The organism is Gordonia sp. 34D, assembly GCF_056682775.1.
On the sequence record NZ_CM155293.1, the window covers coordinates 2,035,563 to 2,053,474 of the forward strand.

General features: G+C 60.5%; 16 protein-coding genes. 14 read left to right on the forward strand and 2 right to left on the reverse strand.

The window, feature by feature from the left end; all coding sequences use genetic code 11:
* Nucleotides 1–120 precede the first annotated feature (120 nt).
* The 10 genes from AC1L34_RS09465 (at nt 121) to AC1L34_RS09510 (ending at nt 13,037) form a co-directional block, all read left to right on the forward strand.
* Nucleotides 121–2,985, forward strand: a complete 2,865-nt coding sequence (locus AC1L34_RS09465; protein WP_480034714.1) for an SNF2-related protein — start codon at nt 121–123, stop codon at nt 2,983–2,985.
* Nucleotides 2,986–3,055: 70 nt separating this feature from the next.
* Entirely contained in the window at nt 3,056–4,924 is a 1,869-nt protein-coding gene (locus tag AC1L34_RS09470) for a site-specific DNA-methyltransferase (protein WP_480034715.1), read from the forward strand.
* Nucleotides 4,924–7,887, forward strand: coding sequence for a restriction endonuclease (locus tag AC1L34_RS09475; RefSeq protein WP_480034716.1), 2,964 nt, complete (start codon nt 4,924–4,926; stop codon nt 7,885–7,887). Before AC1L34_RS09470 ends, AC1L34_RS09475 begins: the two co-directional genes overlap by 1 nt.
* Entirely contained in the window at nt 7,884–8,651 is a 768-nt protein-coding gene (locus AC1L34_RS09480) for a DUF6414 family protein (protein WP_480034717.1), read from the forward strand. Before AC1L34_RS09475 ends, AC1L34_RS09480 begins: the two co-directional genes overlap by 4 nt.
* Entirely contained in the window at nt 8,641–9,804 is a 1,164-nt protein-coding gene (locus AC1L34_RS09485; RefSeq protein ID WP_480034718.1) for an AAA family ATPase, read from the forward strand. Before AC1L34_RS09480 ends, AC1L34_RS09485 begins: the two co-directional genes overlap by 11 nt.
* On the forward strand, nt 9,801–10,124 hold the full coding sequence (locus tag AC1L34_RS09490; protein ID WP_480034719.1) for a M48 family metallopeptidase: 324 nt from the start codon (nt 9,801–9,803) through the stop codon (nt 10,122–10,124). Before AC1L34_RS09485 ends, AC1L34_RS09490 begins: the two co-directional genes overlap by 4 nt.
* Nucleotides 10,121–11,014 carry a nucleotidyltransferase domain-containing protein gene (locus AC1L34_RS09495; RefSeq protein WP_480034720.1) on the forward strand — a complete coding sequence of 298 codons (894 nt, stop codon included), beginning with the start codon at nt 10,121–10,123 and terminating at the stop codon, nt 11,012–11,014. Before AC1L34_RS09490 ends, AC1L34_RS09495 begins: the two co-directional genes overlap by 4 nt.
* Complete coding sequence (locus AC1L34_RS09500; RefSeq protein WP_480034721.1) at nt 11,011–11,646, forward strand: Cap15 family cyclic dinucleotide receptor domain-containing protein; 636 nt, start codon at nt 11,011–11,013, stop codon at nt 11,644–11,646. Before AC1L34_RS09495 ends, AC1L34_RS09500 begins: the two co-directional genes overlap by 4 nt.
* Before the next feature lie 87 nt (nt 11,647–11,733).
* Nucleotides 11,734–12,033 carry a hypothetical protein gene (locus AC1L34_RS09505; protein ID WP_480034722.1) on the forward strand — a complete coding sequence of 100 codons (300 nt, stop codon included), beginning with the start codon at nt 11,734–11,736 and terminating at the stop codon, nt 12,031–12,033.
* 185 nt (nt 12,034–12,218) lie between these two features.
* Nucleotides 12,219–13,037, forward strand: coding sequence for a tyrosine-protein phosphatase (locus tag AC1L34_RS09510; RefSeq protein WP_424322634.1), 819 nt, complete (start codon nt 12,219–12,221; stop codon nt 13,035–13,037).
* On the opposite strand, the gene AC1L34_RS09515 is transcribed toward AC1L34_RS09510, so the two are convergent.
* On the reverse strand, nt 13,034–14,302 hold the full coding sequence (locus tag AC1L34_RS09515; RefSeq protein ID WP_480034723.1) for a competence/damage-inducible protein A: 1,269 nt from the start codon (nt 14,300–14,302) through the stop codon (nt 13,034–13,036). The two genes, AC1L34_RS09510 and AC1L34_RS09515, sit on opposite strands and share 4 nt — an antisense overlap.
* A gap of 311 nt (nt 14,303–14,613) precedes the next feature.
* Here AC1L34_RS09515 and AC1L34_RS09520 point away from each other — a divergent pair, with 311 nt between their 5' ends.
* On the forward strand, nt 14,614–15,144 hold the full coding sequence (locus tag AC1L34_RS09520; RefSeq protein ID WP_424294496.1) for a methyltransferase type 12: 531 nt from the start codon (nt 14,614–14,616) through the stop codon (nt 15,142–15,144).
* 95 nt (nt 15,145–15,239) lie between these two features.
* Nucleotides 15,240–16,091: a patatin-like phospholipase family protein gene (locus tag AC1L34_RS09525; protein WP_424294495.1), complete on the forward strand. Its 852-nt coding sequence runs from the start codon at nt 15,240–15,242 to the stop codon at nt 16,089–16,091.
* Nucleotides 16,092–16,110: 19 nt separating this feature from the next.
* Here AC1L34_RS09525 and AC1L34_RS09530 read toward each other — a convergent pair whose 3' ends face one another.
* Nucleotides 16,111–16,800, reverse strand: coding sequence for a helix-turn-helix transcriptional regulator (locus tag AC1L34_RS09530; RefSeq protein ID WP_424294494.1), 690 nt, complete (start codon nt 16,798–16,800; stop codon nt 16,111–16,113).
* A gap of 79 nt (nt 16,801–16,879) precedes the next feature.
* Here AC1L34_RS09530 and AC1L34_RS09535 point away from each other — a divergent pair, with 79 nt between their 5' ends.
* Together AC1L34_RS09535 and AC1L34_RS09540 are read left to right on the forward strand one after the other, a co-directional pair.
* Nucleotides 16,880–17,401 carry a DUF2231 domain-containing protein gene (locus AC1L34_RS09535; protein WP_424294493.1) on the forward strand — a complete coding sequence of 174 codons (522 nt, stop codon included), beginning with the start codon at nt 16,880–16,882 and terminating at the stop codon, nt 17,399–17,401.
* Nucleotides 17,402–17,447: 46 nt separating this feature from the next.
* Nucleotides 17,448–17,849 (forward strand): hypothetical protein, encoded by a 402-nt coding sequence (locus tag AC1L34_RS09540; RefSeq protein WP_424294492.1) that lies wholly within the window; start codon nt 17,448–17,450, stop codon nt 17,847–17,849.
* Nucleotides 17,850–17,912: the final 63 nt, after the last annotated feature.

A 17,912-nucleotide genomic window follows, 5' to 3' on the forward strand; every position in this document is an offset into this window, starting at 1 on the left:
GCACCAAGTCTCGGGAGCGCGTCGCGGAGTCCTCCCGCACATGCGCTCGGAGGACACCATGGGCAACACGCTATGGGCGGCTACCAGTGGCAAGACCGTAGTCACGTCGGGGGTCGCCGGATGATCGATGGCTTCACGGACTACCAGGCCAAGTACTACGCGCACGAGCTTCAGCGCAGCTACGCCAGCGACCACGTTGGCAAGCTCGCCGGCCTCCTGTTTGACGCGCAGGTCGAGCCGAAGCCGCACCAGATCGATGCCGCGCTGTTCGCCCTCCAGACACCGTTCCTCAAGGGCGTCATCCTTGCCGACGAGGTTGGTCTCGGTAAGACCATCGAAGCTGGCATCGTCATCAGCCAGTACTGGGCCGAGCGCAAGCGCAACATCCTGATCGTTGCACCATCGAGCCTGCGACAGCAGTGGCAGCAGGAGCTGTACGAGAAATTCCTCATTCCGTCCTCGCTACTCGACGCCAAGACCAAAGACCGCCTCCTGAACGCGGGAAGCAATCCCGAGGTCCTGATCTGCTCCTACGAATTCGCCCAACGACACGAGGCTTCGTTGATTCGTGCGTGGGACTTGGTTGTCGCTGACGAAGCACACCGTCTGCGCAGCTTCTGGAATGGTCGAGCCAAGGTTGCCAGCGCTGTCGCAAACATCGTTGAAAGTGCCCGTAAGACTGTTCTGCTTACCGCAACGCCACTACAGAACAAGCTCGAAGAGCTCTACGGCCTCGTTTCAGTTTTCGACCCCGAGTATTTTCACTCGCTGGACGCATTCCGTGAGCGCTACATCAAGAATCGCGAGACGGCTGCATTCGATGACCTCGGTGATCGTGTTGCGCAGATCAGCAAGCGCACGCTTCGCCGCGACGCGGACAAGTACATCCGTTTCACCGAGCGACTGCCGATCACTGTTGGCTTCGAACCCTCAGCTGACGAGCAGCGACTCTACGAACTCGTCAACGACTACCTCCAACGCGACGAGCTCTATGCCTTCTCGAAGTCCACGCGACACCTGAGTGCACTGATCATCCGGAAGCGCCTCGGGTCATCCACCTACGCCATCGCGAGCACGCTGGAGCGAATCGCCAATCGGCTGGAAGCCGAGATCGCCGCTGGCGGGTCTCAACCGCGCACGGACAGTCTCCTCATCGATGCCGACCTCACAGACGAAGAGTCTAATGAGTTCGACGACCAACCGGCTCGCCAGGATTCAGGACGCAGTTCGCAGGACGACATCGCACTCATGCGCGACGAAGTCCGTGAGCTCAGGGAGTACGCCGCACTTGCACGGTCGATCACCGTGAACGAGAAGGCAGTTCAGCTCAACCACGCCCTCGACCTCGGCTTCGATCGACTACGAGAGCTTGGCGCGCCAGAGAAGGCGATCATCTTCACCGACTCCACGGTCACACAGGAGTACATCGCCCGCTCATTGACAGAGGCCGGCCGCGGTGACGGCCTGGTTCTCTTCAACGGGCAGAACGACTCCCCTCGGTCGACCGAGATCTACCAGGAGTGGCTGAAGAAGAACCGAGGCAGCGACGTCATCACCGGTGTACTCGCCGCAGACAGACGTAAGGCACTCGTGGACTACTTCCGTGACGAGGGCACCGTCATGATCGCCACCGAGGCAGCCTCGGAAGGCATCAACCTGCAGTTTTGCTCCATGGTCGTCAACTACGACTTGCCTTGGAACCCCCAGCGCGTCGAGCAGCGCATCGGCCGCGCCCACCGCTTCGGCCAAAAGCACAACGTGGTCGTCGTGAACTTCTCCAACAAGGGCAACCTCGCCGAGCAGCGCATTCTTGAGTTGCTGGACGAAAAATTCCACCTGTTCCAGGGTGTGTTCGGGGCGAGTGACGAGGTGCTCGGCACCATCGAAGACGGCCTCGACTTCGAGAAGCGCATTTCTGACATTCTGAACCGGTGCCGGACAGCAGAGGACATCGACTTCGCCTTCAATGAGCTCGAGAAGCAGTTCCATGGCGAGATCTCCAAGGAGATGGCTACCGCCAAGGCCAAGGTGTTCGACAACCTTGACCCCAACGTCCAGGACCGCCTCAAGTCCTACGACGCCCAGTCGGGTGAGGTGCTCAACAAGTTCGAGCGACTCCTCCTCGCAGTCACGAGGTACCAGCTAGCCGACGACGCCACCTTTGAGGGTGACGGGCGGGTGTTCGATCTCCACACTGCGCCTGTGTCTGGCGCGCAGACTGGTCGTTACCACTTCAAGTCGCAACCGCAAGCGCACGCGCACCAGTACCGCTTCGCCAGCCCATTGGCGGGCTATGTCATGGACCAGTCCAAGACCACCGCCACGCCACCGCGCGAGCTGACGTTCAGCATCTCCGGATCGGAGCGAGCCAGTACGGCGGTCAAGGCCCTTGCCGGCAAGAGCGGTCAGCTCGTCAGCAAGGTCGTCACCTTCCGCGTGCAGGCCGGCGACGAGGACATCTCCGAGGCCTATTCTTTCGCAGGCATCCTCACTGATGACGGCCAGTGGCTTGACCACGAGTACGTCTCCGACCTCATGGACCTGGCGTGCACGAACGTGTCAGACCCCCTTGGCATGATCGACGAGTCGCCGTTCACGCCGCACCTCGACGCTCAGCGCGAGCAGTTCGAGAAGGAAGTCCAGGCGCGCAACGCCCGCTACTACGACCAGCAGGAGGAGATCCTGTACCGCAACTCCCTCGACCGCAAGGCCGAGTCCGAGGCGCTGATCCGTCAGTACCGCCAGAAGGAGAAGGAAAGTCGCAAGGCTGCGCGGGTGACCGACGACCCGATGGAGCAGTTGCGCCACAAAAAGGAAGCACGCCGGTGGTCGCAGAAGGCCGAAGACGAGGATGATCGCGCCCGCAGTGACCGGATCAAGCTGCGCGAGGAAACCGACAAGTATCTCGACCTCATCGAGCAGTCGCTTCAAGGTAAGCAAGAAATAGAAGACCTGTTCGCTATCCGCTGGAGAGTGACCACATAAACGCAACGCTTATCAAAAGCGGTGATAAATAGTAAAATTGAAGCAATCGATAATAATGAGGATAAACTGAATGACTGACGATATCTACGAGATCCCTAGCAAGACGCCCGACCTGCAGACTGAGCTGGCGCAGAAGCTACAGGAACTGGTGCCCGAAGCCATCGCAGATGGCAAGGTTGATGTCGCCAAGCTCACCGAACTCCTCGCTGGCGATGCCGCTGACAGCAACGAACGCTTCGGCCTGTTCTGGCCGGGCAAGAAGCGCGCCCTACGCGCCGCTCAGGAACCCACGACCGCCACACTGCGCCCCGACAAGGCGAATAGCAAGGAGTGGGACACCACCAAGAACGTCTTCATCGAGGGCGACAACCTCGAAGTGCTCAAGATCCTGCAGAAGCACTACCACGGCAAGATAAAGATGATCTTTATTGATCCGCCGTACAACACAGGCAAAGACTTCGTGTACCCGGATAACTACCGGGAGGGTCTGGAGACCTACCTCGAGTGGACCAAGCAGGTCAATGAAGAGGGCAAGAAGCTCTCGACCAACAGTGAGTCGGAAGGGCGCTATCACTCCAACTGGCTGAACATGATGTACCCGCGCCTCAAGCTTGCTCGTAACTTGCTGACCGATGACGGCGTCGTATTCATTACGATCGACGATGCCGAGGTTGCACACCTCCGAAAGGCAGCCGATGAGGTCTTCGGTGAAGCTAACTTCGTCGCGAACGTTGTCTGGCAAAAGAAGTACACGCGTGCGAACGACGCTCGCTGGTTCTCTGATAACCACGACCATGTCCTGTGCTACGCCCGGAAGAAGGACGGGATGTCGCTAAACCTACTTCCGCGTGAGGCATCGCAGCTCAAGGCTTACTCCAACCCCGACGGGCACGAGAAAGGTCGCTGGAAGGCGACCCCTCTACACGCGAAGAGTGGCTCGAATACGGGCGGCTACACCTTCGCCAACGGGGTGACCTGGGCTCCGCCAGTTGGCACCTATCGCCGCTTTAACGATGAGTCGATGCGGCGCATGGACGAAGGAGGCGAGATCTGGTTTGGAGCTGACGGGCGGCAAACGCCGTCACGCAAGAGCTTCCTCTCGGAGGTCAAGGACGGAGTAACTCCGGTGACGATCTGGGGATATGAGGAAGTGGGTCATAACCATGAGGCTAGTAACGAGATAAAGGAACTCGGCCTTGGTGGTCTGTTTGATAACCCCAAGCCAACCAGGCTGATTCGTCGTATGCTCACGCTCGCGACCGGACCCAACGATCTCGTGCTGGACTTTTTTGCGGGTTCCGGAACGACGGCCCAGGCAGTGCTCGCCGCCAATGCAGAGGACGGTGGCAATCGTCGATTCGTCGTCGTACAGCTCCCCGAACCGACTCCCGAGAAGTCCGAAGCGCACCAGCAGGGCTACATGACCATCTCGGCGATTACACGGCGTCGTATTGATGCTGCAGGCGACGCGTTGGCGCAGCATTTGGCGGAGACGCTCAACGACCGAGCAACCGCTCTGGACGTTGGCTATCGCGCGTACACGCTGGCCGATACGAATTTCTCGAAGTGGCGAGCTTCCAGCGACGTCGAGCGTGATGCGCTGACTCAGCACCTGCTCGAACTGCGCGATAGCGCCGCAGACTACGCCACTCCGGACGCCCTCCTGACCGAGCTTCTCCTGAAGCAGGGCTACTCGCTTACCGAGAAGTCATCGGAACTGGACGTGGCAGGTCTGCACGTGCGGTCCGTTGGTGACGGCCTACTGCTGGCCTACCTCGACGAGCACACGAAACCAAAGCTCGACCAACTGCGCGAAGTAATCGACCAGGAGCCTGCGCGCTTCGTGATCCTTGAAGACGCCTTCCAGGGTGATGACGAGCTGAAGACCAACCTTGCCCAGCTCTGCAAGAGCAAGGGCGTGGAGCTCTGGACTGCCTGATGGAATTCAAGTTTGACGCCAAGCAGCAGTACCAGCTCGACGCGATCGGGTCGTTGGTGCGGCTTTTCGACGGCCAGCCGAAGGATGCTGACGAACTCGTCACCAAGCTGCGCGGAAGCGCGCCAATCGAGGGTGCGACCAACCAGTCAGCGCTCGACCTCGACCTAACGCAAGAGATCGGGGCAGTCGGCAACAACCTCGTACTCGACGGCTCGACGATCCTGCACAACCTGCAAGCCGTCCAGGACAAGAACGGGCTGGAAGTCCTCCAAGAACTAGCCGGCAACTCCCTCGACTTCGATATCGAGATGGAGACCGGAACCGGCAAGACCTACGTCTACCTGCGGACGATCTTCGAGCTGGCGAAGGCATACAGCTTCACCAAGTTCGTCATCCTCGTACCGAGCGTCGCGATCAAGGAAGGCGTCACCACCAGTATCAAGCTGATGCACCAGCACTTCCGCGAGCTGTACCCGGCGCATCCCTTCGACTACTCGGTCTACTCTGGCAAGTCCGCCGAGGAAGTACAGGGCTTCGCCACCAGTACCAATGTGCAGATCATGGTCATGACCATCGACTCGATCCGAGGCGACGCCAGCTCCCGCATCATTCACCAGACCCGCGACAAACTGAACGGCCTGCGCCCGATCGACTACCTGAAGGCCACTCATCCAGTGGTCATCATGGACGAGCCGCAGAACATGGAATCCAAGCTGTCGCAATCCTCGATCAGCGAGCTCGATCCCATCGCCACGCTTCGCTTCTCGGCCACACACCGCAAACAGCGCAACGTCGTCTACCGACTCGATCCGGTCGATGCCCACGATCACGGGCTGGTCAAGCAGATCGTCGTCGCCGAAGTTGCTCAACAGGGCACCGACGCAGCGCCTTACATCAAGGTGATCGAGGTCAAGCGCGACCCATGGGAGGCCAAGCTTGAACTGGCCGTCCGCGCCGCTGACGGCTCAACGCCTCGTCGGATTATCAAGGTCAAGCAGGATCAGGAACTATCCAACCTGACCAACAACCCTGCCTACGAAGGCTGGTGGATCACCGAACTGTCCATCGAGCCCCAGTATGTGGACCTCAACAAGCACGGCATGCTCCAGCAGGGCGAGGAGATCGGCGGCAACTCCGACTCGATATACCGCGAGATGATTCGCGAAACCATCAGGGAACACCTCCGCAAGCAGACTATGCTGGCCAGCAAGAACATCAAGGTGCTGAGCCTGTTCTTCATCGACAAGGTCGAGAACTTCCTCGGTGATGGTGTCAACAACATTGATGCCAATGGTCAGTTCGTCCAGTGGTTCGACGAGTTGTTCCGCGAGGAGCGAGCCAAGTCGACCCAGTGGCAAGAACTGGTCCCGCAAGATCCGGCGGACCTGCGTCGCGGCTATTTCTCCGTCCTCAAGGGCAAGAAGGGGGCGGCCGACAAGTTCCAGGACACCTCCGGGGCTACCAAAGCCGATGATGATGCCTACGACTTGATCATGCGCGACAAGGCACGGCTGCTCGACGAGGCCGAACCCGTCCGCTTCATCTTCAGCCACTCCGCACTGCGCGAGGGCTGGGACAACCCGAACGTCTTCCAGATCTGCACTCTGCGCGAGATGGGTGCCGAAGTCGAACGCCGGCAGACCATCGGTCGCGGTCTACGTCTTCCAGTTGACCAGACGGGTGAGCGTGTCGCTGACCGCAGCATTGCTCAGCTCACGGTCATCGCCAACGAGTCTTACCAGGCGTTCGCCAAGAAGCTGCAGACCGAGTACGAGAAGTCCGGCGTCGAGATCGGCCGCGTTCGACCGCAGGAGTTCTCCAAGATCCCGCTGTACGAAGAGCACATCGAGCCCGACGGCCCGGAGTACTTCGGCTACGAACGTTCCAAGATGCTTTACGAGGCGTTGGAGTCCTCGGGGATGATCAAGGACGGCACGATCACCGCCGCGTACCAGCCGACACAGCTCGGTTTCGACCTCAAGCAGCACGTCCCGGACTTCTACTGGCCCTACGAAGACGTCATCATCGAGTACATCGGACGCTCCAGTATCGAGCGCTACGTCAAGCCGCAGTCCAAGCGCAAAGCACGCGAGCTCAACAAGGAGCTGTTCGCCAACCCCGAGTTCGAGGAGTTCTGGCGCACCATCTCGCGGCGCACGACCTACCGCATCGCCGTTGACCGCGAGCGTCTGATCGAAGCAACGGTAAAGGCGATCAAGGAGGCGCCGCCGATTCAGCCGCTTCGTATCCAGGTCACCCGAGCCGGCGTGAAGATCCTCCGCGGCGGCACCAAGGCCACCGAGACAGGGCAGCGGTCGGCGTCGCTCCAGGGTGCCTACGACCTGCCTGACATCATCACCGAACTGCAGGAAGCCACCTCGCTGACTCGCAAGACGATCATCGACATCCTGCTCGACAGCGGACGCCTGCCCGAATTCATCGGCAACCCCAACGACTTCATCCAGATGGTCAAGGGCCGCCTGCAGTCCGTGCTCGCCGAGATCGTCACCGAGGGTATCCAGTACGAGAAGATCGGCGGCTACGTCTACGAGCTGCGCGAACTCCAGAAGGATGGGCAGGAAGAGAAAGACCGCTTCCTCGACCAGATGTACAAGCTGCAGAATCCGGAGAAGTCGGACTTCGACTACGTCGTCTATGACTCCGAACCGGAACGCCAATTCGCCGAGCTCCTCGACGGGCGCGACGACGTCAAATTGTTCATGAAATTGCCGTCCAAGTTCAAGATCGACACTCCAGTCGGCCCCTACAACCCGGACTGGGCGATCATCAAGCACGAGGCCGGCCAGGACCGGATCTACATGATCCGCGAGACCAAGAGCACCGACGACGAGGTCAAGCGCCGCCCGACCGAGAACGCCAAGATCAAGGCAGCCACCAAGCACTTCGCCGCCATCGGCGTCGGCGACTACGCGGTCTCCGTGCCGGGAGCGTGGAGGATATGACGAAGCGCGACACGCCTCAGGAGTCGATGATCAAGATCGTCTATTTCGACGAGGAGTCGGCCTCGGACTATCTGGACATCTCTGCTGGCGGCAAGACGGCTGCGACGAGCGAAGATGTCAAGGAGCGCACCAAGGACGTGCACGCGAAGGTTGAGGCTGGTCTCGTCGCGAAGCTGAGCTGGCTGCCATTTCTCGGCGCGTCTGGCGAACTCAGCACCGGGGCTGGGGCATCTGCTGCTGGCAAGAGCATCCTCAGCAAGACGCTGTCAAATACGATCCTCACCGACTATCTCGCTAAGGCAAGTGAGGACCGTCGGGTGGCTCAGCTGCGAGATCTTCGGGTAACCGCCCCCAAGGATTCGATGGCGTACATGAAGATGTTTACGCCATACATGGTCATGTTGAAGATGGACGAGATCCCGGTTGACCTGGCTCGAATGGACGAAGTGCTCGTAGGGGCCAAGGGGTACTACGAGCTACTCGGCGAAGGAGCCGATGGCACCAAGCGCGTGCTGCGATTCAACATCAAAGCATTCCGGAACAACTACGGTCTCACCGACATCGGCCGCATGAACCTGGTGTTCCACGGCATTCTCGTTGGCAAGACCTCCGAGCACGCGCTTGGAATGGAAGCCGAGATGTCGGGCGGCGGAGGCGAATCCACCGTGACGGCGGCCGAACTCGTCGATGGCGCGGGCACGCAGAACGGGAAATTTTTGACCGTTTACGACGTGATTCTCGCGGGAGTTGAGCATGCCGGGTGACGCAATGGTCACCATCTACTACGGTCCGCTGTCGTGGTTCGAAGACCAACTGACGAAGAAGGAGTGCACGAGCCTTCTCGACATCGTTTACGAGCGTGACGAAGCCAACCGACGGCATACCGTTGTCGTCGAGGGGCACGAGATCCCACCTTCCGAGGAGGCTGTGTCAAGGCCGGAGTGCGTAGTGGCTGAATCGAGTGATTACGCCAGCCTGAACGAGCACGTCATCACGAACTTCGCCGGCCTCGTCCGATCGATCAACCCCCGGCACCTCCATCTACACAACCCGCCGGCCAATGTTCATGCGCAACTTGAACGTGCATTCGCCGCCGACGTGAAGCGCTACGAGTATCCGGTGGTGACACTGGATACTCTGATCAGCTTTCGCGATGGTTTTGCCGGTCGTCTGGTCGGGCAAGCAGCCGTCAAGGACGCACTGCTCGCGGCGCTGTACCCGCTCACCACGATGCGACGCACGAAGCCCGTCGTCCTCATGTTTTACGGCCCGTCCGGCGTGGGTAAGACCGAGACCGCACAGTTCGTCAACGGGTTGCTCGGCGGCACGCTCCTCCGCAAGCAGTTCTCCATGTTCCACAACGACAAGTTCGCGTCGTACCTGTTCGGCGGAACGCACTCCGAGGCATCCTTCGCGCGCGATCTACTCGACCGCGAGTCCGGCGTCATCTTGATCGACGAGTTCGACAAAGCAAACGCGGTCTTCCACAGCGCCTTCTACCAGCTCTTCGATGGCGGCATCTTCGAGGACAAGAATTACAACGTCGAAGTTGGCCCTACGCTGATCATCTGCACGTCGAACTACGGCACCGAGGACGAGATCCGCAAGGCACTCGGAGATGCGCTCTACTCCCGGTTCGACTCCTTGGTTCACTTCAAGCCGCTCTCGAAGGACGAGATCCGCCAAGTCATCGACCGGCTCGTAGACGACCGCTACGACAACCTCGCAGCGGACGAGAAAGAGCGGATCAAGCCGAGCGAACTCAAGGCTCTGTTGCATCCGTTGGCCGATAGGTCTGGCAACATTCGCAAGCTCGGCAAGCTGGTCGACGAAGTCATCTCCCTCGTGCTGGTGCGCGCGGTACTGAGCGATGCCGTGCCAGCGAACACCAAGCTAGATACGGGGGAGACGGCGTGAGTGGCAACGTGACGATTCCTGAACTCATTGCGAAGTGGGAGCAGGCGCTCGACGTGACCGTGCCGAAGTGGACGATCCGCCGCATGAAGACCAAATGGGGCTCCTGCAACCGCGAGACCCGACATATCTGGTTCAACGCCGAACTCGCCAAGAAGCACCCCGACTGTCTGGAATACATCGTCGTTCACGAGATGACGCACTACTTCGAACGAACCCACGGAGAACGGTTTACTAAATTGATGGATAAACACCTCCCCGACTGGCGCGGTTGGCGCGACCAGTTGAATGCGGCACCGCTTAGCGCGAAGGAATGGGTATGACAGCGCTCGAAGACAAGCTTGCTGGGTGGATTGGGCCGTCCAGTACGACAGAGCAGGAAAAACAGGACCGTACGGAGCGAATGATCCGCGAGGCGGTAAGCGACCATCCAGGATTCGAAGGCTGCTCGCTCAAGGTCTATGCAAAGGGCTCGTACGCCAATAACACAAACGTACGTGCAGATAGTGATGTCGACATTGCGGTCCAATGCACTGATGTCATGTATTGGGAGGAAGAGGAGCCCGACTCCAAACCGGAGGGAGGATCGCCTTACACTGGCCCCTGGACCCCGTCGAAGCTTCGTTCGGAGCTGAAGTCCGCTCTTGAAGCCAAGTTTCCGGACCAGGTTGACTCTTCGGGATCGACGGCATTCACTATCGATTCAAACCGCGCACGTGTCGACGCAGATGTTGTTCCATGTTTCGACTATCGCTACTATTTTAAGTCTGGCGGCCACCGAGATGGCGCTAAGGTATTCAAGGCCGATGGATCGTCGATCAAGAATTTCCCAGCCCAACAGAAGGAGAATGGCAACAATAAAAACACTCGCACTAACCTAAGATACAAGAGGGCTGTGAGGATCATGAAACGCCTTGAGAACGTGATGGTTGACGCTGGAGTGCACCGTGAGGTGCCATCATTCTTTGTCGAATGCCTCGTGTACAATGTCCCCGACAACATACTTATGCGGGGTACGTGGACTGACGTGGTGCGAGGAATCTTGGTGCACCTCTACAACGACCTGGATGGCGCGGAGCCATCCGTCGATGCTGAACGCTGGCTTGAGGTCAACGAGTGCAAGTACTTGTTTCATTCGGCACAAAAGTGGACCCGGGAAGATGGTCGGGCATTTTCGCTGGCGGGATGGAATTACTTAGGATTTCAGTCGTGAATCGCACTATCCTGGTTCGATTCGTTGCAGTCGTGGTGCTTTGTACTTTCTCGATCGGGACTTGGATCACGAGCGGTAGGGTTGACATCGGCTGGCTTCGATTCTTCTCTGTGGGCGTTCTCGCCGCCACCTTACTGCTTACATGTTGGGATCTGTGGCTGTGGCGCATTCCGTGGGTGCAGCTAATACCCGGAGTGCCACGCAGCGTTCGCGGAACATGGGAAGGAACCCTGACGTCCTTCTGGGTAAATCCGGAAACCGGGGAACGTCCCGCGCCTAAGGCTGCCTACCTTGTGGTGCGGCAGACTGCGACGCTCGTTTCCGTCAAGCTTCTAACCGACGAATCAAAATCGAGTTCGTCGTTGGCCGCGGTGTCTCAACCCGACGGGACTGCCGTGCTCGACTACCTCTACCTGAACCGCCCACGGGCAAGCGTGGATCATCGCAGTCGGATGCATCATGGATCTACGGTGCTCGATATTTCAGGAACGCCTGCCAAGCGTCTTGAGGGTCGCTACTGGACAGATAGGGACAGTCGTGGCGAGCTGCTCTTCGTACGACGCAGTTCAAAGATTGCGGACGACTACACGGAAGCTTCCGAGATTTTTTCCTCTAGTGGTTCCGATAGCTAGAGGCCGAGTATTGCCTTCGCTTGCGTTTGAGATGGATATTTCTCCCTGTTAACCAGAGCATTCTGCGATGATAAGTCGTACGCTTGCATGTCCCATCCCAACCTCGGCCGCAATCGCCTCTGGTTTCAGACCTCGATTCGACAACTCATGAACCCGCGCCGTCTGCTCGGCCGTCACCTTGCGGCGTTGCGGCGGAACACCCGCCTTGCGCAGGATCATGCGAATCGAGTAGTCGCTGACTCCGTAGCGTTCGGCAAGCTGGGCGAGGCTTACACCGCCTGCGACGTACGCAGTGACAATTGCCTTCCGGTCAGCGTCATCGATTCTGCCAACGAGTCGGCGTCCGGTGGGCCGGGGCGGAAGTGCAACCGGTCCACGGTCTCGTAAGGCAAGGCATCTCTCGAGGAGAGACGGTGCTTCCCGTATGCCTGAGTACCGTCCCAGTGTGTGCACCAGTACATTCCTGCCGACCTCGGGCCTGGTCACGACTTCGCGCATCCTGTGCCAACCCGGCCGATTCTTCGCAAAATCGCAGTAGCCTGAGCCATCACTCCCCCTCACCAGGAGAAACAATGCGCTCACTTCGCCTGTCTCGCCTTCGCCACGCGATGGTCGTAGGAATTGCCGCTGTCACGATGCTGGGGTTCGCGCCGACGATCGGCAGCGGAGCGGCCGAGGCGGCCACAGTCCGCCTTGATGCGGCGTCGAACTTCCGCGACATCGGCGGTTACCAAACGGTCGACGGCAAGACCGTTCGGTCGGGCCTGGTCTTCCGGTCGAACAAGTTGAGTTCGCTGACGGCGTCCGACCAACAGAAGTTGACCGACGCGGGTATCACACTCGACGTCGACCTCCGCAATGCTTCCGAACGCCAGGAAGCGCCGGACCAAATTCCACCGGGTATGCGATACCAGGTCGCCGACGTGGTCGGCATCAACCACGGCATCTGGTTCCACGAGTTTGTCCCAATCACGCTCGGACGCGCGCTGATTGACTACTACACCAGCGGCTCGTCGAACCTGGGACAGAGCGTCGGGTATCCGTTCATGGTGTCGTACCGGGGGTCGGACTTCGCCTTCGGTGACCTCGTGAAGGCTGTCGCTCGTAACGATGGCGGCACTGTTTTCCATTGCTCTGCCGGGAAAGACCGCACCGGTTGGGGTGCCGCGATTCTGCTGAGCATCCTGGGCGTTCCGCGTGCGAGCATCGAGGCCGACTTCATGAAGTCGAACGCCTACCTCGGGCGCGAGAAGGCCGTCGAACTGTCGTGGCTGACCGCCGCCTACGACCAAGTGAAGCGCCTTTACGGAACCATGGACCGGTACATCCGCTACGGGCTGCGGATCGATCAGGCGACGATTACCGCGCTGCGGGCACGACTGCTCAGTTAGCCCAGGGCACCGAGCACGAGGTGCAGGGCTGTGGCGGTCGCCAGCCGACGGACGGTGTCGCGATCGCCGGGGAATCTGCGGGTCACGGTGATGGTGTCCTTGCCAGCCACGGCGATACCGAAACACACGGTGCCGACGGGCTTAGCCGGACTGCCGCCGCCCGGCCCGGCGATTCCGGTGGTCGACACCGAGACATCGCAGCCCAGGACGCGCCGCACTCCTTCGGCCATGGCAACCGCGACCGGTTCACTGACCGCACCGAGTTCAGCGATCAGATCGGCGGGCACGCCAAGCACTCCCGACTTGACCTCATTCGCATACGACACCACGCCGCCGAGCATGTACGACGATGATCCGGGTCGTTCCGTGAGCCGTTCGGCAACCATTCCCCCGGTGCATGATTCGGCAGTCCCGATGGTGCGCCCTGACAAGGCACGCGCGAGGAGGTCGTCGACGGTCGATCCGTCGGTCGAGTACACGCGGTCACCGTGCCGGGCCAGAATGAGGTCCTCGAGTGATTGATAGGCCGCGCCGGAGTCGGCCTGGAAGCGAGTGACTATCTCGAGTTCGCCACCGCGCATGCAGGTGGTGATTTCGAGGTGGTCAAAGCCTTCGACGGAGGATTCCGCGTCCCGCAGCGACACCGCGAGGTCGGCTTCCGACAACCCGAAAGCAAGGATCGTCTCCTGGCGATAGTGGTCCCGGCCCGCGATCGCCGCGGCGATCGGCGCCGACCCCATCGCGGCCGACCACATGGACTGTAGTTCGTGCGGCGGCCCCGGAAGGATGAGCACTGCCGGGAACTCCCGGGTCGCTGGAATCGCTACGCCGGGTGCCGTACCCGTCGGCGAGATCGCTTGTGCTCCTTCAGGAATCAATGCCTGCTTGTCGATGGCGGCAACAACCGGAGCGGGCAGGTCGCCATCGCGGTACTTGCCCCACCCGCGGATTACGTTCTCAATCTCTTCCCGGATCGCCCAGTCGGTATGCAGCGGTCGGCCGGTGTGCGCGGCGACGACCGGCACGGTCAGGTCGTCCGCCGTGGGCCCCAGCCCACCGGTCGTCACGATCAGGTCGGCACCCTGATCGACGAGAAACTGCAACTGGGCATGCAGGTCAGCTGGACGGTCGCCGCACACCAGCAGATGCAACACATCAACACCGAGTTCCAGCAACTTGGCTGACACCCAGGGCCCATTGCGGTCGGTGATCCGACCGGACAACACTTCAGTTCCGGTGACGACAATTCCCGCGCGTGTGCTCACCCTTTCGAGGCTACGACGTCCCGCCGGACCGCGTGCGACAGGTGACAGGAAGCCATCGGACCCCAAACACCTGTAGCCCCTTCAAACGAACCGCCAGCGCTGCCGCTCGAGTTCCGACCCTGACTGGCGTGACTAATTTACGACCTTTGCCGTAATCCGGGTTCGTCCTATACTCATCCCAGTCAACCGTTCAACCGACAGTGACTCCGCCGTTATCCCAGCCGATGTCCATTTCATGCACGACGACGCACGATTCGTGCCTTTGGACTACGGAACTACCACACCTGGGTGCGGCCTATTACGCTGGCGGAATGACGATCGAACCCGAGACCAAGGACTGGGCGTGGGTGATTACCTCGTCCTGCCCAGAATGTGGATTCGATCCGCACACTGTTGAGCGTGCAGACATCTCCAACCGCATCCTCGCGTCGGTGGACGGCTGGTCCACAGTTTTGTCTCAACCGAACGTGACCGCGCGCCCCGACTCGCAGACTTGGTCTCCGCTGGAATACGCGTGCCATGTCCGCGACATGATCGCCGTGATGACCGAGCGTCTCGATGCGATGCTGCATTCACAGCCCGTGTGCTTCAACGACTGGAATCAGGATGCGACAGCCGTCGACTCCGACTACGGCTCCCAGGTTCCGCGAACCGTCGGTGACCAGCTGGGTGCGGCAGCAGCCGGATTCGCCGAACTCTACCGCCTTGTCGGCGACGACAACTGGGAACGACAGGGACTGCGCAGCGACAACCTAGTCTTCACGGTCGAAACGCTCGCCGTCTACGCCATCCACGACCTCGAGCACCACCGCGTCGACGTCGGACTTCCCGCGCGTCGCTGACCTCACCTTCACGCCTGGCGCTGACCTCACCTTCGCGGACGTCTGCAGGCTGTCGGTACCGCGTCCTAATGTGGAAAGCGTAGGAGGTATCGGCAATGACGACAGCATTCGTTTTGTCTGGCGGAGCCAACCTGGGCGCTATCCAGGTCGGGATGCTTCGTGCGCTCGCAGAGCGCAGCATAGAACCTGACCTGTTGGTCGGTACTTCGGTCGGTGCACTGAACGCCGCATTTCTAGCTGGCCGCGGATTCCGCCCCGACGTGGTCGACGAACTCGGCGACATCTGGCGCGGCCTGCACACCTGGCAATTGTTTCCACCGAATCCCAAACACATCGTCGGCGCCCTCATCGGCCACGAAAACGCCATCTTTGGCGACCACGGCCTGCGCGCCCTCAACGAGAAGCACCTCAACTTCGACCGCATTGAAGATGCCCGTATCCCGTTAACCGTGGTAGCCACCGACCTCCTTACCGGCAATGAGGTCGACATTGACTCTGGACCCACGATCGAAGCGATCCTCGCGAGCGCCGCTATCCCCGGCCTCTTGCCGCCGGTCGACCGCGACGGCCGCCTGTTGATCGACGGCGGAGTCGCCGACAACGCCGCTATCTCGAGCGCCATGACCCGCAAAGCGGACACCATCTATGTGCTGCCGTGCGGCTATCCGTGTGCAGCCAACAAGCCGCCAACCGGCGTTGCCAGCACCTTGATTCACACGATGACACTGCTGGTCCACAAGCGCCTGGTCCGCGACATCCGCGAATACACCGGCCAGGCGAACCTCGTAGTGGTCCCGCCGCCATGCCCGCTCGACGTCGGCGCCATGGACTTTTCGCGCGCCGATGAACTCATTCGCCGCGGATACTCCACTGCGTCAGCGTTCCTAGACATCGACGCCGGCCGACGCAATGAGCCCGCCAACCACATCGACATGCACATTCATTGACCGCCCCTTCGGGAGGCAGCTACTTCCTCGACCGCTTGATCCGGACGCAACAGTAGCCATCGTGGGGTTCCAGTCGCGCCCGCTCCGAACTACCGTCGAGCGCCCCGGACAGTAGATCCAAATTCATCCCGCACACCAGGCCGGTGTGCTGCTGCGCCAACGCATGGAATGGGCAGTTCACCAGGACGATGTCGTCGCCCTCAATCCGCGGCTCGTAGCCCCACTCAGCCAGGGCCACCATCAGTTCCTCATCCGAGGCACCTTCGGGCAGATCAAGCTCGCGCCCCCGCTGTTGGGCATTCCTCGCCAGACACGCGCGCGGCGATTCGCCGGTGCGATCGGACTCCTCGACGGCTTGTGCCAGCAAGCTACCCGCGATGTCGTAAGCGCGCTCCGGTAGTTGGACGACGACCTCGCTGTTCGCCCGCCGATACAGCTTCGACGGCCGGCCAGCGCCGGGGCCCGAACGGCCGGTCCGGCGAGCAAACTCGACGTCGAGCAATCCAGCATCGGCAAGTTTCTCCAAATGAAACGCGGCCGTCTGCCGTGGGATCCCCAGTTCGTTGCTCACGTCGTCTCGGCTTACTGCGTCCCGTTTGGGGCACACAAAATCGTAGATCCGGCGGCGGGTCGGCTCGTCGAGGGCCGACACCGCAGCAATCTCGTCTACAGACGGGCGAGCACTTCGCATCCGGGAGAACAGTGGCATGCCCCCATTGTAAAACTAACTTCCGTTGGCGTAATGTCACGTCTAACGACAACATTGATTACTTTTAGAGGTGGGCATCATGACAGACCTGAACTACCAGGCAAAACAGCCAGTAAGCGCCGCCCTGGCGGGCCCCTACGGTCACCCGTACCACCCGATTCTGGTGACAATTCCCATCGGGGCATGGGTAACAAGCATCGTTTTTGACATTGCATCGCACATCGTCGACGACCCGGCATTCCTCAATCGCGGCGCGCTGTGGCTCATCGGCATCGGCCTTCTCGGCGCCCTGGCCGCCGCCACCATTGGCTTCCTCGACCTCCTCGCGATCCCCACCGATACCCCGGCGTTCCGAACCGCAATCTGGCACATGAGCCTCATGCTCACCGTGACCGTCGGATTCGGCATCAGCTTCTGGTGGCGCTTGGTCGGGTCCCTCGACAACGCCGTCGCCTACGGGCCACTCACGCTGAGCATCATCTGCGCCGCAGTCCTGACTATCGGTGGAGCCCTGGGTGGAAAGCTCGCCTACCTCTATGGGGTTCGCGTCGCCGACGAGGCCACCCAAGCCACCGGATACACCCGCACATCGAGCGATTAGCTCACCGGCCCAAAAAGATTCACCAGTCCAAAACGAAGGAGAACTCATGAACATCGCAGCCCTCATCCTCTGGATCATCACCGCGGCTGGCGGCTTCGTCTTGTTAGCCAAGTGGGTCACCGGGGGTGGCATCAAGCCCGAGAACCGAACGCGCCTCCCGGCACCCGTCGTCTTCGCGCACTTTGCCGTGGCTGTCGTCGGTCTGGTGCTCTGGATCGTCTACCTGATCGCCGACGTTGACGCCCTCGCGTGGATTTCCCTCGGCCTCTTGGTCTTGCTCGCGCTGACCGGACTGCTGATGGTGACCCGCTGGCTCCCCGTCCGCGCAGGCAACGCTGACAACGCTCAGGCCCCCGAAACCAGCTTTCCGCTGCCCGTCGTCGGAGCGCACGGACTGTTCGCCATCGCAACCGTAGTCACCGTGCTGCTGACCGCGATTGGGATTTAGCCCACGCAAGAACGCCCCACCTGCGCGCTTGCCTACCGCCCGGTACCCCGGCGGCAGGCAAGC